This window comes from Dysgonomonas sp. 216, from assembly GCF_010501065.1.
GTDB lineage: Bacteria > Bacteroidota > Bacteroidia > Bacteroidales > Dysgonomonadaceae > QVMM01.
On sequence record NZ_QVMM01000010.1, the window covers coordinates 65,277 to 79,543 of the forward strand.

The 14,267-nt window shown below is 35.9% G+C and carries 11 protein-coding genes and 1 tRNA gene; 1 reads left to right on the top strand and 11 read right to left on the bottom strand.

Annotated elements, in window-relative coordinates; translation table 11 throughout:
• Positions 1 to 148 precede the first annotated feature (148 nt).
• From D0T53_RS07615 to D0T53_RS07640, 6 genes are all read right to left on the bottom strand, one after another.
• Positions 149 to 1,063: a ribonucleotide-diphosphate reductase subunit beta gene (locus tag D0T53_RS07615; RefSeq protein WP_163266490.1), complete on the bottom strand. Its 915-nt coding sequence runs from the start codon at positions 1,061 to 1,063 to the stop codon at positions 149 to 151.
• 200 nt (positions 1,064 to 1,263) lie between these two features.
• On the bottom strand, positions 1,264 to 1,800 hold the full coding sequence (locus D0T53_RS07620; protein WP_163266492.1) for an ORF6N domain-containing protein: 537 nt from the start codon (positions 1,798 to 1,800) through the stop codon (positions 1,264 to 1,266).
• Position 1,801: 1 nt separating this feature from the next.
• Positions 1,802 to 2,221 carry a hypothetical protein gene (locus D0T53_RS07625; protein ID WP_163266494.1) on the bottom strand — a complete coding sequence of 140 codons (420 nt, stop codon included), beginning with the start codon at positions 2,219 to 2,221 and terminating at the stop codon, positions 1,802 to 1,804.
• Positions 2,218 to 3,471, bottom strand: a complete 1,254-nt coding sequence (locus D0T53_RS07630; RefSeq protein WP_163266496.1) for a site-specific integrase — start codon at positions 3,469 to 3,471, stop codon at positions 2,218 to 2,220. Before D0T53_RS07630 ends, D0T53_RS07625 begins: the two co-directional genes overlap by 4 nt.
• 280 nt (positions 3,472 to 3,751) lie before the next feature.
• Positions 3,752 to 3,825 (bottom strand) — tRNA-Arg (locus D0T53_RS07635).
• Positions 3,826 to 3,916: 91 nt separating this feature from the next.
• Positions 3,917 to 4,441, bottom strand: a complete 525-nt coding sequence (locus D0T53_RS07640) for a hypothetical protein (RefSeq protein ID WP_163266498.1) — start codon at positions 4,439 to 4,441, stop codon at positions 3,917 to 3,919.
• 248 nt (positions 4,442 to 4,689) lie between these two features.
• On the opposite strand from D0T53_RS07640, the gene D0T53_RS07645 reads away from it, so the two are divergent.
• Positions 4,690 to 8,481 carry a hypothetical protein gene (locus D0T53_RS07645; protein ID WP_163266500.1) on the top strand — a complete coding sequence of 1,264 codons (3,792 nt, stop codon included), beginning with the start codon at positions 4,690 to 4,692 and terminating at the stop codon, positions 8,479 to 8,481.
• A 36-nt stretch (positions 8,482 to 8,517) separates the two neighbouring features.
• Here the strand turns inward: D0T53_RS07645 and D0T53_RS07650 are convergent, their stop codons facing one another.
• From D0T53_RS07650 to D0T53_RS07670, 5 genes are read right to left on the bottom strand one after another with little or no spacing between them, the layout of a single operon-like run.
• Complete coding sequence (locus tag D0T53_RS07650; protein ID WP_163266502.1) at positions 8,518 to 10,011, bottom strand: TolC family protein; 1,494 nt, start codon at positions 10,009 to 10,011, stop codon at positions 8,518 to 8,520.
• A 12-nt stretch (positions 10,012 to 10,023) separates the two neighbouring features.
• The gene (locus tag D0T53_RS07655) at positions 10,024 to 10,725 is read right to left on the bottom strand and encodes an ABC transporter ATP-binding protein (RefSeq protein ID WP_304487043.1); all 702 of its coding nucleotides are present in this window, start codon (positions 10,723 to 10,725) and stop codon (positions 10,024 to 10,026) included.
• 12 nt (positions 10,726 to 10,737) lie between these two features.
• Positions 10,738 to 11,976, bottom strand: a complete 1,239-nt coding sequence (locus D0T53_RS07660; protein WP_163266504.1) for an ABC transporter permease — start codon at positions 11,974 to 11,976, stop codon at positions 10,738 to 10,740.
• A 1-nt stretch (position 11,977) separates the two neighbouring features.
• Positions 11,978 to 12,985 carry an HlyD family secretion protein gene (locus D0T53_RS07665; protein ID WP_163266506.1) on the bottom strand — a complete coding sequence of 336 codons (1,008 nt, stop codon included), beginning with the start codon at positions 12,983 to 12,985 and terminating at the stop codon, positions 11,978 to 11,980.
• Positions 12,986 to 12,987: 2 nt separating this feature from the next.
• A complete protein-coding gene (locus D0T53_RS07670) occupies positions 12,988 to 14,256 on the bottom strand; it encodes an efflux RND transporter periplasmic adaptor subunit (protein WP_163266508.1) in 1,269 nt (422 codons plus the stop codon).
• Positions 14,257 to 14,267: the final 11 nt, after the last annotated feature.

The window sequence follows — 14,267 nt, forward strand, 5'->3', positions numbered from 1 at the left end:
AAAAGAGTATTAAGAGGTTGGTCAGCCGAGGAGAAATCGCAATATATAGGTGTTGATTTGTTAAGATAAATTCACAACCTTTGTACCTACTTTTTGAATGTCAAGACAGGTACACTGTTATAGCTAAAAAAAGGGATAAGTTTAAAGACTATTCCTTTCCTATAGTCTTACCAAAGAATAATCCGGTGACTGACCGGGCACCAGACTTAACCAATTCCCGTTTTACCTGGATAAAACTATCTCCGGTAGTAAATATATCGTCAACCAATAATACATCCTTGCCGGTATAATATTCGGGATGAAAAACCAGGTTTACGAGCTTGTCATGACCTTTGGTCCCCTTTAGCTGCTCACGGTCTTCTTTTATCCAAATGGCTCTGAAGCCGTCTTCAACTTTTATACGTTTTGACAACAGGTAGTTAAATTGTGCGAAACGCCGGATATTACGTTCCCGGGTTGCAGCCGGTATGGAAATAAGCACCGGATTGCGCAGTTCCTTAAAGAAAGGCATCCGCATTATCGCCAGTGAAAACAGTTTGGCGACTAAGGCCGATTGCTTACCTTCCTTAAACCGGAATACAAGGTTGGATACCTTCTTCTGATATGTGGATATGTCTTTATGGCGGGAAACCGGATAATAATCGTGAATATAAAAACATAAGGCATCGTCGATACGCATTTTCCCCTTAAAGTGGTTCGTGTAGGGAAAGAACTGTTTTATAAAATCGCTTTCAAAGGTGAACAGTAATATATCTTTCCATAGTTTTAATGTGTCCTCGTCCCTGACCCTGTATATTATCCCCTCTGTATTATCATTGCCTGCCAGCCCTGCACCGATAATCATTTTTTCATTGAACTTATCGTTTGAAACGATATACCAGTCAAAAGAATGGCATACTTCCTGTATGGGACAGTCACTTGTGCATAGGAAGTAGAACAGGCTATCATCCATCCTTCTGATAAGTAGGAACTCTCCCGGAAGGTCGCTTAATTGCAGATATTCGCCAACCGGGCTGTCTTCCACTTCTTCCACAGGAATACTTATCTCTATATTCTCAATCATTTGCTGCGAATGGTTCTTAAATATGAAAATCCAAATGTAGCGAAAAAGGTTAAAATATAATATACGATACCGGATTATTCGGATAAACTGGTTTCTGTATTTCTTTTTACAGCATATCTTTTGCTGTTAGGTATCTTTTTTATCGAATCAAAAAAGCCTCTCACTTTGAAAGTAAAAGGCTTATCATAAATTGTGATAAATTATTCTTTTGGTTTTTTCTTTACAGTATGCTTGACTTTCAGCACAGAGAAATTGAGTTCAATAGTTGTTTCTGTTCCGACTGTCTGGAAATCGCTGCTTAATACATCCGAAATTAACTCGCCGCTTCGTTGCATCAGGGATTTTCGCTGTTCCTGATCTGTTATTTCCGATATCCCGGTAATATTACGGGATAACTCCCGGACTTTCGCAAAGGTTTCAATAATACCGATGGTCGTTTCTGTTGCTTTTGGCGATTTGAGTATTGTGGCAATCATGTAAAGCCCTTTTTCCGAAAAGGCTTTAGGTATAGTACGGCTCATGTTCAGTTTTGTGGACGAAAATTTCGACCGCAAAGTCTCAAACTCTTCGTATGACAGATACATAATATATCCATCGGGAAATTTATCGGGATTGTTCTTTACAGCTTCGTTGATGCGTTTGGTTTCAACTCCGTAAAGTTCAGCCACGTCACTGTCCAGGATCACCGGTTTATCCTGAACTAAAATAATTCTATCTTCTATTGTTTGCAATTCCATTTTAGTTCAAATTTAGTGGTGAATAATCATTGACGTCCAAATTACAGATAATAAAGGGTGCAAAAAACTCTTCTTTTCTGTTATTGTTTCTGAAAATATGAAATATCCATTCCCGAAAAGCTTTTGTATAAAGAGATTGGAGCCTGAAACTTAAACATATGATTATTTTTAGATTATAGTATGTACGGATACATTCCCCGTTATCAGTACATGTATAACGATACTCTTTAGTCACCTCACTTTCTTTTAGCAAGTTATCTTTAAATATAGCTTTGAGGTATTTATTGACTGTCGAAGTATAGACTCCGAACAGATCAGCAATCTCATAGGCAGTCATCCAGACCGTACTATTAACGGGATTGACTTCAATAATGGGCATATTACCTTCTATTCCTGTAATTTTTATATATCCCGTTTTCATAAAGCTTTCCTTTTTGTGTATTTTCTTGTTTTATATGCCTTAGCCAAATTATCCATGTCCGAACTAAGTTTTTTGTCAACGATACGGGCATAGATTTGAGTTGTGCGGATATCGGTGTGTCCAAGCATCTTCGACACTGTTTCAATAGGAACTCCGTTAGCCAACGTAACAGTCGTTCCGAACGTATGGCGGGCTGTGTGGCAGGTCACGGGTTTATCAATCCCACATATTGTTGCAATTTCTTTCAGGTATTCATTCATCTTTTGATTGGAGCAAACAGGAAATAATTTTCCGTCTTTTTGTTTGCCTTTATAGCGTTCTATAATTTCCAAAGGTATTTCCAACAAACGGATATTTGACGGTACATTTGTTTTCTGGCGATTGGTCATAATCCATTGATGGCCATCAAAGGCTGTTTTGATATTATCTTCTGTCAACCGGGTCACATCAATATAACTAAGTCCGGTATAGCACATAAAAATGAAAACATCCCGCACATGGCAGAGCCTTTCGGTTAGGAAGTCTTTCCGGTAAATCGTATCAATTTCCTCTTGAGTAAGAACCTCCCGGACTACCTTTTTAGTTTTAAACCTGAAACTGACAAAAGGATCTATCTTGATATCTGCTCCGGTACTTTTAATGTAGTTGAATACAGTCCTAAAACGTTGAACAAACTTCAAAGCGGTGTTATTACTGCAACCATGTTCATTTTGCAGGAACAGGAAAAATCTTTCAATAAAAATAGGAGTGAGTTCCATCACCGGAATATCAGATAGCTTGCACTCTTTTTTAAGAAACTCTTTCAGACGCGTTTTAGTCAATTCATATCTTCCATAGGTTATTTGTGAGGTATCTCTTCCTATTTTAAGCAGGTAAAACTCATTATGTCCGGCAAAATGTTCTAACAACATCTTCTTTTTGTCGGTTTCAATGCCCAGTACAATGTTTTTGATTTTCTCAGGTAAGACATAACCATGCTCATTGAGCTGTTTGTGGTAAATTTCATCTATCTTTACCCGCATAGCGTTCAATAGACGATTAATATTAACGGCCTGGGCAGAATTGCCCGATACCTTTGCGTTTGTTGTATCCCAAAGTTCAGGTTTGATTTGTAATTTAGAACTGAATTGGGTTTGCTCTTTATTGATGGTAATACGAACCATGATGGAGCAATTACCGGCTTTGTTTACCTCGTTCTTTCTAAGGTAGAATAAAGTCCTGAACATGGACTTGCTAACAGTTGACTTCATAACACATTTTTTTAGCGTTTAAAACTAGAGTTAATTGTTAGAAGTCAGGCGGACAAAATACTGCCAATTAATGACAAATGAGACTGTTATATTCTAATTCGTTACGGTTTTATCAAAAAACAAAATCCGTAACGATACCGTAACGATTCGTTGTCTTCCATTGGAAAAAAAGTGGCGGATGGTGTCTATTGTAGAAAATAAAAAAACTCCCTAAAATGCTATTCTAGAGAGTTTTGTCTTGTTTTGCCGGAAAATTGTCTGTTAGTTTCCGATCTTCCAGTGATCCGAGCGGGATTCGAACCCACGACCCACAGCTTAGAAGGCTGTTGCTCTATCCAGCTGAGCTACCGGACCATCCTTATTTTGCATAAAGCGAGTGCAAAGGTATTGTTTTTTTGTAAAAAAACAATACCTAATGCTAAAGATTTACAGATAAAGGTTGTTATCAATTTAATTTTACCAATTTTTCTTTTTGTTCTTCAGATAAGCTGTTGATGTCGAGTATGTGAAGAGACATAACTCCTTCTTCTTCGTTTGATGCATTTTTCACTTCATCTTTAGGAGATAATGCAGTGTTGATATAATCCGTCTCAATAGTCCACATTGCACCGGTTGCAGGGTCAACAATAAACAACCCTATTAAACCTCCAAATAATAAATTACCGAAATACCATCCCGAAATTCTACTATCGATTGTCATTAATTTGTCGTCGTATCCGGGATAAGATAGTCTTACCTGATAAGATGCTTTACTAAAAAATCCCGAACCTGATTTTAGTTTCACAATTGCAGGAGTTCTTCCAATAAATATATCCTTCCCTTTTTTATCGGTTATTACAACATCGGCATCGCTAGGCGATGTATTTATGTGCACAGGGTAACTCGATTTGGAAACAATCGAAGCACAGCTTGAAAATAGAATAGTTAGAATAACAGCAAAAGAAGCTGTTTTTAAAAGCGTTTTCTTCATCAGTTTTTATTAAAAGTGTGTATTTAAGTTGATTTTGCTAAAACAGCTGCTAAAATAACTATAAATTTACGTTTATTTTATATAATTGGTTCTTTTTGCATATTCGTTTGACATTATAAATTATATAATAATAAAACCAGATCAAATATTTTATTGTTTAACAGAACTTTAGATTGACAATTTTGTTCTTAAAAAAGAAGGAATAAACGAATTCAATAAATCAGGATTTTATACAAATTTGCTAAAGTATGACTGCGAGCAAAAGAAAAAGATTACGATACACACTTTTCATCGTTGGAATAGGAGGTGTCTTACTCTTAGGGCTCAATTGGTTTTTTAGTTACAGACTCGAAAGCTTCTTGAAATTAGAATTGCGAAATCGGGTAGCCCTTGCTTCCAACGGGTTTTATGATTTATCGTTCGAACACCTTACAATTGATTTTTTCACAGGTAATCTCCTTATCGAGAATATAAAATTAAAACCTGATTCAATGATATTTAACAAATGGGAATCTGTAGACAGCCTTCCTGTTAATTATGCCGAAATCAGCCTGCAATCCTTGAAATTTGAGGGAATAAATCTTATTTGGCGCTTCAATTATAAGAAACTGAATTTTGATTTATTTGAAGTGATATCACCTGACATAAAAATTACCGAGCCCTATTCTTTACAGCAAACACGAGAAAAAAAGAATACAGATGCTCAAAATATTTACGAATTAATTTCGCCTTATATCGATATACTTACAGTAAAGAATATCAATATAAGGCACCTAAACATTCAGTACGACGTAAAGAATGGTAAATATCCATCTGTTTATGCACTTGACGATATAAATTTTAACGCAATTAATTTCAGATTGGATAAAAATTCGTCGGCAAGTGGCAAGCTTCTATACTGCGATCAATTTTATATAGGCTCCGATAAACATCAGACAATATTAAGTACCCAGCAAATAAAACTGGAGACGGGACCCATTAAGCTTAATACACAAGATTCGGTGATATCCGTCAACGAAATATACTTATATCCGAACGACACAATAGCACTGAAGACACCTATGGGTATCGATCACGAAATGTTGGACGCAAAAATAAAAGAGTTAAGCATAAAAGGATTTGTATTTAGACGAGATCAATCAAAAACCCACCTGAAAGCCAGAACAATTGATATCAGCTCTTCGGATATAAAATACGTAGCTTCAAAACCGGAATCGAATAACAATAAGATTCAATGGCCGGAAAACGATACATTATCATGGTCGCTATATGATGTATTGTCACCTATCCTTTCGAGTGTTGCTATCGATAGAATAGCTATTACCGATGCCGGCTTTAAATATATCAACCTAAAACCGAAGGGGATAGACGAATATACCCTTGAGCGGTTAAACTTTAGAGCCGAAAAATTTATGGTCGATTCAGCATCTACTCTTTCAAATACATTTATGTATTCAGAATCGTATACCCTCGAAGCGAATGATATATCAGGAAATATCGTAAGTCAGAACTTTAGTTTTAATGTTAAAAATGTCTTTCTGGACACAAAAGATGGAATATTCCGTATTCAGGATACTAATATAAACCCTTTGACTCGAAACCCCTCGAAAAACTATTTAAGAGGAAATTTAAAAAAGTTGCAAATATCAGGAAGCTTGTCGGATACTCCTCTAGATATAAAGCGAATAGAAGCTGACAGCCCCGATCTTTATTTTATAAGAAATGAAAAAAACTCAGTTTCGGTAAGAGATAATAAAAAAGAAAAGGATAGAGAAAGTATTCCGATATTGGAATATTTATTATCGGATAATATCGAAGTAAAAGAATTATCTCTGAATAATGCTAAGATACACTATGTTGATAATACAAGTACGAAGAAAATAGATGTGAAAGTTGGCGGACTCTCGGCTTTTGCGTCAGGGTTTAAACTGAATATTTCGGGGGCACAAGAGTTAAGATACGGAATATTTGACTGTTCTAATTTTGGTTTTAGGTTTTCGGGTTTAAAAGGGGTGATTTACGATGAATACATACTACAAGTTAATAAAGCTTTCTATAGCTACATGAATGGTTATCTCGAAATAAATGGATTGGAATTGATACAAACCGATAGACATTCTAAATTAGCAGGTACTATTCTTAATTTATCCCTGCCTAAAATATCGGTGAGCAAATTATACCATATAGGAGACCGCTTGGTTGCAGGTAAATTGTATGCAAATTCGCCTAAAATAGATATTCGGAAAGCAAGAAATTCCGAACAAGGTAAAAATACCACAAAAGTACCTTTTGAAAAAATATTCTCTTATCTGTATATCGATTCAATCGAGGTCGAAAACTTCTTGCTTAATTATGTTGATCAAATAACAGGAAGTAAAATTGAAGGGCATTTTGATCTATTCCAACTATCTCCTTTTGTTTGGCGTAATCGGCTTGAGAATAATATCGAACTTGGAAAAATACTTTTACGTAAACCTCATTTTTACACATCGGCTAATAGCAGAAAGAACAATAATGAATCGAAGAGCGAGAACATGCCTTTTAGCAAGTTATCTGTTACCGATATAGATATATATGATTTATCTTACATTTCGCATAGCCCGAATACAGATATAAGCTTAGAACTTCCTTATTTTAAACTTTCAGGTTTTCAATGGCATACACCTACAACTGATTCAAATTTAAATATAGACGTATTGAAAATAGAACAACCTGTAATACAGATCAAATCGTATGGTAGCTCGAAAAATAAAACATCGGAAAATGATAGCGATGTTTTTGAAACGCTGAAAAAAGTTGCAGCAAACTTTTCTGTGGGAACATTAAGTATAAAAGATGCGAATGCGGATTATTCTACTTCATCCAACAAGAAAAATCTTGTTATAAATAAGGTAAATAATACAGATTTGTATATGGAGGCACTGAATATAAATACTCATACCCATTTGTTAAATTTCAATGATGTGCGTTTTGCTACTAAAAATGTAGAATTACCTGTATCGAATGGCTTTTATACTTTATATGTAGATAGTATTGGTCTTACAATGAAAGAGCCTCGTTTATACTTAGATAATTTGCGTTTGAAATCGCGTTATCCTAAAATGGAATTTGCTTACAAGCATCCTCAAAATAAAGATTGGTTTGACTTGACAGTTGGGAATGTTGACGTCAAAGACATTGATTATCAATCATTATTTTCGAAACTCAGGTTAAATATATCCGAGATTTCTATTAATAATACACTATTGCAAAACTTTAAAAATCAGAATATAAAGATTGAGCATAGTATTATGCCTATGATTTATGAGTTGGTACAAAAAGCCCCGATAGAACTTGATGTTGAAAATACGTATGTAAATAATTTTTCGGTTATATATGAAGAACTTACACGAGGAACCGAAATTCCGGGTGTAATAACCTTAAACAGATTGGACGGACATATTAAAGGGTTAACTAATATAGTATCGAAGCCGAATCAGTTTATTGATCTTACAGCTAGTGGATATTTTATGGACACAGCTTATTTCACAGCTCAGTGGAAGATGCCCGTTGATCCTTTACTCGATAAGTTTATACTCACTGCACATGTCAGAGATATGGAACTAAACGAATTAAACCGACTGATTACGCCAATGGCAGGGGCAAGTATAGATAACGGGGCTATGAAAGATGTTAAATTCGAAATAAACGCAACAAGCAAAGATGCCAATATTGACATGTCTTTCTTATACAATAACCTTAAAATTAGTAAGCTAAAGGGAAACACTAAAAATGCCGAACACGATAAATTTATATCATTTCTGGCCAACCTTATTATAAAAAGCGATAATCCCCGTAAAAAAGGAAGCAATCCCGAAATTGTGCAAGCACATATTATTCGCGATCCTTATCACTCTACTTTTAATTATTTCTGGCAAGCACTGCAACCTGCTCTCGTAGAATCGGTTGGAATATCAAAGGGAAAACAAAATTTTGGAGCTAAAGCGATGAACGTTTTTAACTCCATAAAGAATTTTTTTAAAGAGTCGAAAAAAGAATAACAATAAACGACTTTGTATCGATTTGTGTTATTTCATTTATTCAATTTCTTGTTGAGTTCTGAAATCATAAAATGTTTTCCTCATCAAATCGGCCAAAGATAGCTGATAGTTAATATATGCCTGCAAATGAGACGTATACGCATTATTTAAACGACTACGTTCGAGTGCTAATGCCTGGCTGTCGATATCTCCATCAGAGTAACGTTGACGGGTTATTTCAAAACTTTTTTCGGCGACCACAACGTTTTTCTCGAGCAGCTGTAACCGCTTTAAATTACTATTTGTGTTTGCTACAAGATTTCTAACCTCAGTTTCGATTTCGCGTTCAATTTCTTCTTTACGATAATTTATCTGTGTTAATCTTGCTTCTGCTGCTTTAACCATAGCTCTGTTTTCGCCCCAATCGAGAATTGGCACAGAAATTTTTAAACCAACACTATAATTAACAGGACGATCTTTATAATCTTGCCACGAATTGTCTAACGATTTGTTAAAGCTTGTATAGTTTCCACCCTCTAATTGAGGATTAATTCCTTCTTTTTCAAAATGAGCTTCTATACTTCCCCTAATCATTCCTTGCGTTTTTTGTTGCTTTATATTTATTTTCTGAAGCTGAATTTGTATCTCTTGTTCTTTTATTTCCAATCGGTTTTTTAAAGCTAAATTTATAGCTATATCAGGATTGATAATTACCACATTATATTTAAGTTCATTACTTATATTTATACTATCATTTAAGTTTATTCCAAGTAACTCTTTAAACGAATTTCGTACCGATTCTTCATTTAGAATAGCTATATCGTAATTGTTCTGGGCTTCAGCCAAATCTACTTCCATCTGTAAAGCATCAACTTCGCGTATCAATCCTGCAGCAAATTTATTTTTCGATATTTCATAGGCTTCCGTTTGCCTTTCTAAGTCAAGTAAAGCTATTTCCGATTTTTTCTGAAGTGATAATAAATTATAGTAGCCGCTACTAACCAGATATATAAGGTTTAGCTCTTCCCGTTTTAAAGCTTTATTCGATTGTTCATATCCAAGTTTCGCTCTTTTAAGTGTAGATTTTAAACCATTATAACCATATAAAGCGTCGAGAGGTTGAGACAGTCCAACTCTTGTACGAAGGTTGGTATACCTTGCTTTTTTCCTCATATCATTTAAAGTTGAGGCATAATTCTGAATATAAATATTGCCATCGGTAGGTAATGGTTGAGTTATAACAAGGTTAGCTTCGTATTTTAACTGTTTAACAGGGAAGTATGAAACACCTGTAGAATCTTCGAATGATCGTATTTCTTCAGAATATTTAGGAGTATTAATGTCAAGGTTTATGTGAGTTTTTAGCTTACTTGTTGCCGAATTTAAGTTGTATTTTGCTATCTTGGTGTCTTGTCCAAGCCTTAATATACTAAGGCTTTTTGCTTTGGCTATCTCTATACTTTGCTCTAATGTAAGGTTGTATATATCCTGCGAATTTAGACTTATTACACAAAATATAGTAAGTATTGATGTTGATAATAGTTTTTTCATAATGTTTCGTTATTATTTTGAAACAATCGTTCTGTTGGGGTTTATTTTATCGGAATGGATAATACCGTCCTTTATATATATGTTGCGGTTTGCATAGTCGGCTATCTCCTGCTCGTGGGTAATTAGTATAATTGTATTTCCATCCTCGTGCAATTCATGGAACAATTTCATTATATCTACTCCTGTTTTCGAGTCTAACGCACCTGTCGGTTCGTCGGCTAACAAAATTCCCGGATTAGTTACCAACGCGCGTGCAATGGCAACACGTTGTTTTTGTCCTCCGCTCAGTTCGCTTGGTTTATGATGAATACGATCGGTCAGCCCCACTCTTTCCAAAGCTTTCAGTGCCTTTTCTTTGCGTTCCTGAGGATGAACGCCTGCATACACAAGCGGGAGTTCTACGTTCTGAAGCGCATTCAGGCGTGGTAATAAATTGAAATTCTGGAAAATAAATCCTATTTCTTTATTACGCATAGCCGACAATGCATCATCGTCCAGATTGCTAACATCCACTTTATTGAAGTAATAGTATCCGCTGCTGGGGGTATCTAAACAACCGAGAATATTCATAAATGTGGATTTTCCCGATCCCGAAGGCCCCATAATTGCAACGTACTCGTTTTTTTCTATTTGCAGATTTATCCCATGTAAAACAGGGATTTCTGAATCGCCAATCGAATAGCTTTTTGTTAAGTCTTTTATTTCTATCAACATAATAAGCCTGTTTTATTCGTAACGTATTGAATCGACAGGTTTCAGATTTGCTGCATTTTTTGCAGGCAGATATCCGAAACTTATACCCACAATTACCGAGAAGGCAAAAGCAATTAGTATAGAATATGCCCTGATGAAGGTACTTACATCTGTAAATAACGACACTGTAAGCGACAGGGTAACACCAAGCAATATTCCTATAATACCACCCGTTATACTTATAGCAACGGCTTCGGTTACAAATTGGCTCATAATGTCCGATTTTCGTGCCCCGATAGCCCTACGGATACCTATTTCGCGTGTACGTTCCATTACTGTAGCCAACATAATATTCATAATCCCAATACCTCCCACAAGTAAAGATATAGCTGCGATTGCTCCAAGCAGAAAATTATATATTTGTCGTTCTTTTTCTTCTTGTTTAAGTAATTCGTACGGAATAACAATACTATAATCGCTATTATTGAAGTGATGCCTTTTTAATATTTCATCTATTATCTTCGACGCTTCTATCAACCGGTCCGAATTGTCGATCTGAATTGTTATCTGTTGTATTTCGCTGGTCAACATATTCTCCCGAGTAAAGCGGTTCAGAAAGGTTGACAGAGGAACATATACATCGGTATTCAAGTCTCTGGCAGCAAGCTCTCCAACAGTTTCGGTAAACAGGGTTTTAGATTCAAGTACCCCGATTACTTCCAGCCATTGATCTTCTATTTTTATCATTTTACCTATCGGGTCTTCATTTTTGAAGAAATTGGCAGCTATGCCCGCCCCTAACACACATACTTTTAGCCGACCGTTATAATGGGTTGAGTTGATAAAATCTCCCTTCTGAGGCTTATAATTCATCATGTGCAAAAAATCGGGCGTAATGCCTATAATTGTCGACTTTACCGATTTGTCTTCGTATTTTACATCTGTATTAATTTCGGCTTGCGATGCAATACGTTCTATTCCGGGAACAATGTCTTTAATAACTGTGGCATCGTTCATGGATAAGCCTTGCGAGAATTTGGCTCTGACTTCTTCCAGCTCCTCATCCGACAAGCTTTTTTCCCTAACGATAATGTTGTTCACTCCCAAATCCTGATATTTTGCTATGGCTTCGCGCTTCGCTCCTTCGCCGATAGAGAGCATAGTTATAACAGATGCTACCCCGAATATAATACCCAACATCGTAAGGAACGAGCGGAACTTATGATCGGCTAAGCCTCGAAGTGCTAAACGTATATTTTCTCCGTATTGCATATTAATTATCTTCTAAAAATTCACAACTTACAGTCATACCCGGCTTTAGCCTTTCGTCAGGTTTGATTATTTTTACTTCAACATCGAAAACTTTTTGCTTCGATTTGTAATCTTTTAAATGACATAATTTACCAATATATGCAACTTCGCCGTCGAATACAAGTTTTGGCATGGCATCTAAACGTATTGCAACTTTCTGACCTGTTCTTATCTTAAGAAAATCGGTTTCATTTATCGATGTATTGACCTTCATGAATTTCAACTCGGGTACGTTACCCATGTTGTTCCCTTGATATATGTTGTCTCCAATTTTAACTAAGGAACCGCTTCGCCTGTTCCATTCAACCTGAAATACTCCGGATATAGGAGTCCTGATTGTTAAGTTAGGCAATATATTATAAGCATCTTTTATTTCAGTTTCGATTTGTTGAACTCTTATTTCCTGTATTTTCAGGTCGTTGGAATTTATTATTTTGCTTAATTCCATTTTGCGTTTTTCTTTTGCCAAAGTTATTTCAGCCTGTTTTAATTCCAGTTCTTTTATTTTTCGTAACCGTTCGGATTCGAACCGGGACGATTCCAGTTCTATCTTTTTAAGATTGAAAGTTGCTATCTCGTTTTTAATCTTCGATTCGGCTTCCTGTATTTTATTTTCCTGATCGACGTATAGTTTCTCTAAGGTTGCAAGTTCGGTTTCGTGATTTGTTTCCCTCTCAATAATAAACCTTTTTATCTCGTTGGCGTCGAGTTGTATAATTGAATCGCCTGCGTTTACAATAGATCCATGTTCCAAAAGTCCTATAATTCTCATTTCGTACCAATACCTGCCAAACCGGGGTAAAACAAATGCACGGGAATTTACTGCGGCCAATTCTCCTGTTTCGATTATGGTTTTTCCGCTCCGGCTTTTTTTGTCTTCATCGTCTGAACTTATAATGTTGCCACAAGAAGGAGTTAACAGAATAAGTGGAAGAACATAAAGCAATTTATATAACCTATTCTTTTTCATACTTATTCCTCCTTTGATGTTTCCGTTGTGGCGTTATCGTTTTCTTGTGCTTTTTCGGCAGCAAACGGGTTTACTAATGCTATATTGTCGTTTTCTTTCAGTCCTTCGGTAATTATTATATAATCCGAGTTGCTGTTTCCTGTTTTTACTTCCACTTTATCATATCCACCCGATGTTTTTTTGTAAACATAATTTACATCGCCTTCTGTCTGAAGTGCATCTAATGGAATGTATAGCACATCGTCTATTTTATCGACAAGGAGCCTGCAACTCACTGTTAATCCAGGCAATAGATTTTTATGGGTTTCATTCAACAATATTTCGACGGGAAATATCTTTATTTTTGATGATCCGTTTTTATTTACTGCTAAATTTGCTACAGAGGTAACCGTACCGGTAAAAACACTATCGGAGAATGCATCGGGTTTTATTTCAACCTTTAATCCCTTACTTATTTTTGCTATATCAACCTCGTTTATTTTAACGGTTGCTTTCAGCTTCGATAAGTCGGGCAACTGTATTAATGGGAATCCAGACCAACATTGGTCGCCAATTTGAAATTTGTTGTTTGTACTCCAGTTTCTGCTGATAATGGCAATTCCGGGAGAGGGGGTTACAACCGACAATTTTTTTAAAGTTTCGAATGCGTCTTGCAACCTGTTCTGATCCTGTACTATCGACAGATTTTTTTGTTTAATTTCTTCTTTTTGTATTTTTACACGATTGTCTATCTGCTCCTTAGCTCTTTCCAAAGCAATATCGGCTTTTTCGAGGTTTAACTGTATCTCTCTCTTTTTTACATCCGACTCGTATACGGCCGACTCGAAACGTATTTTCGATATTTCCTGAGATATACGGGTCACTTCGTAGTCTGCTCTTAATTCTTCAAGATCGGATTGTTGTTGTGCTATTAGCTTCTCTAAGTCAGCCTTGTTTATTTCGAGCCTTTGTTCAGCCTCTACAATCGCTTTTTGTACTTCCGATGGATCGAAGACAATCAGTGTATCCCCGGCTTTTACTTCATGCCCGTCTTTTACAATTTCGGTAATTTTCAGGCTTCCGTATCGCCACGAAATAGATGGAGAAGACAAGTTTATTGAGCTTACGGCTTCAATCTCACCTTCCTCGTGCATGTCTATATATAATGTACCTTTTGTAACTTTTCCTATCGGTATTTGTTCTGTTTCTTTCTCTCCACACGCATAAAAAAATATGAATAGTAATGGCAATAAGCTGTACTTATGTATCTTTCTTTTATTAATTTTTTTCATGATAAAAAATA

What these genes read in the sequence shown, in the direction of transcription:
- D0T53_RS07615 (WP_163266490.1), bottom strand. Translation starts at nt 1,063, where the DNA reads ATGATTGAGAATATAGAGATAAGTATTCCTGTGGAAGAAGTGGAAGAC.
- D0T53_RS07620 (WP_163266492.1), bottom strand. Translation starts at nt 1,800, where the DNA reads ATGGAATTGCAAACAATAGAAGATAGAATTATTTTAGTTCAGGATAAA.
- D0T53_RS07625 (WP_163266494.1), bottom strand. Translation starts at nt 2,221, where the DNA reads ATGAAAACGGGATATATAAAAATTACAGGAATAGAAGGTAATATGCCC.
- D0T53_RS07630 (WP_163266496.1), bottom strand. Translation starts at nt 3,471, where the DNA reads ATGAAGTCAACTGTTAGCAAGTCCATGTTCAGGACTTTATTCTACCTT.
- D0T53_RS07640 (WP_163266498.1), bottom strand. Translation starts at nt 4,441, where the DNA reads ATGAAGAAAACGCTTTTAAAAACAGCTTCTTTTGCTGTTATTCTAACT.
- D0T53_RS07645 (WP_163266500.1), top strand. Translation starts at nt 4,690, where the DNA reads ATGACTGCGAGCAAAAGAAAAAGATTACGATACACACTTTTCATCGTT.
- D0T53_RS07650 (WP_163266502.1), bottom strand. Translation starts at nt 10,011, where the DNA reads ATGAAAAAACTATTATCAACATCAATACTTACTATATTTTGTGTAATA.
- D0T53_RS07655 (WP_304487043.1), bottom strand. Translation starts at nt 10,725, where the DNA reads ATGTTGATAGAAATAAAAGACTTAACAAAAAGCTATTCGATTGGCGAT.
- D0T53_RS07660 (WP_163266504.1), bottom strand. Translation starts at nt 11,976, where the DNA reads ATGCAATACGGAGAAAATATACGTTTAGCACTTCGAGGCTTAGCCGAT.
- D0T53_RS07665 (WP_163266506.1), bottom strand. Translation starts at nt 12,985, where the DNA reads ATGAAAAAGAATAGGTTATATAAATTGCTTTATGTTCTTCCACTTATT.
- D0T53_RS07670 (WP_163266508.1), bottom strand. Translation starts at nt 14,256, where the DNA reads ATGAAAAAAATTAATAAAAGAAAGATACATAAGTACAGCTTATTGCCA.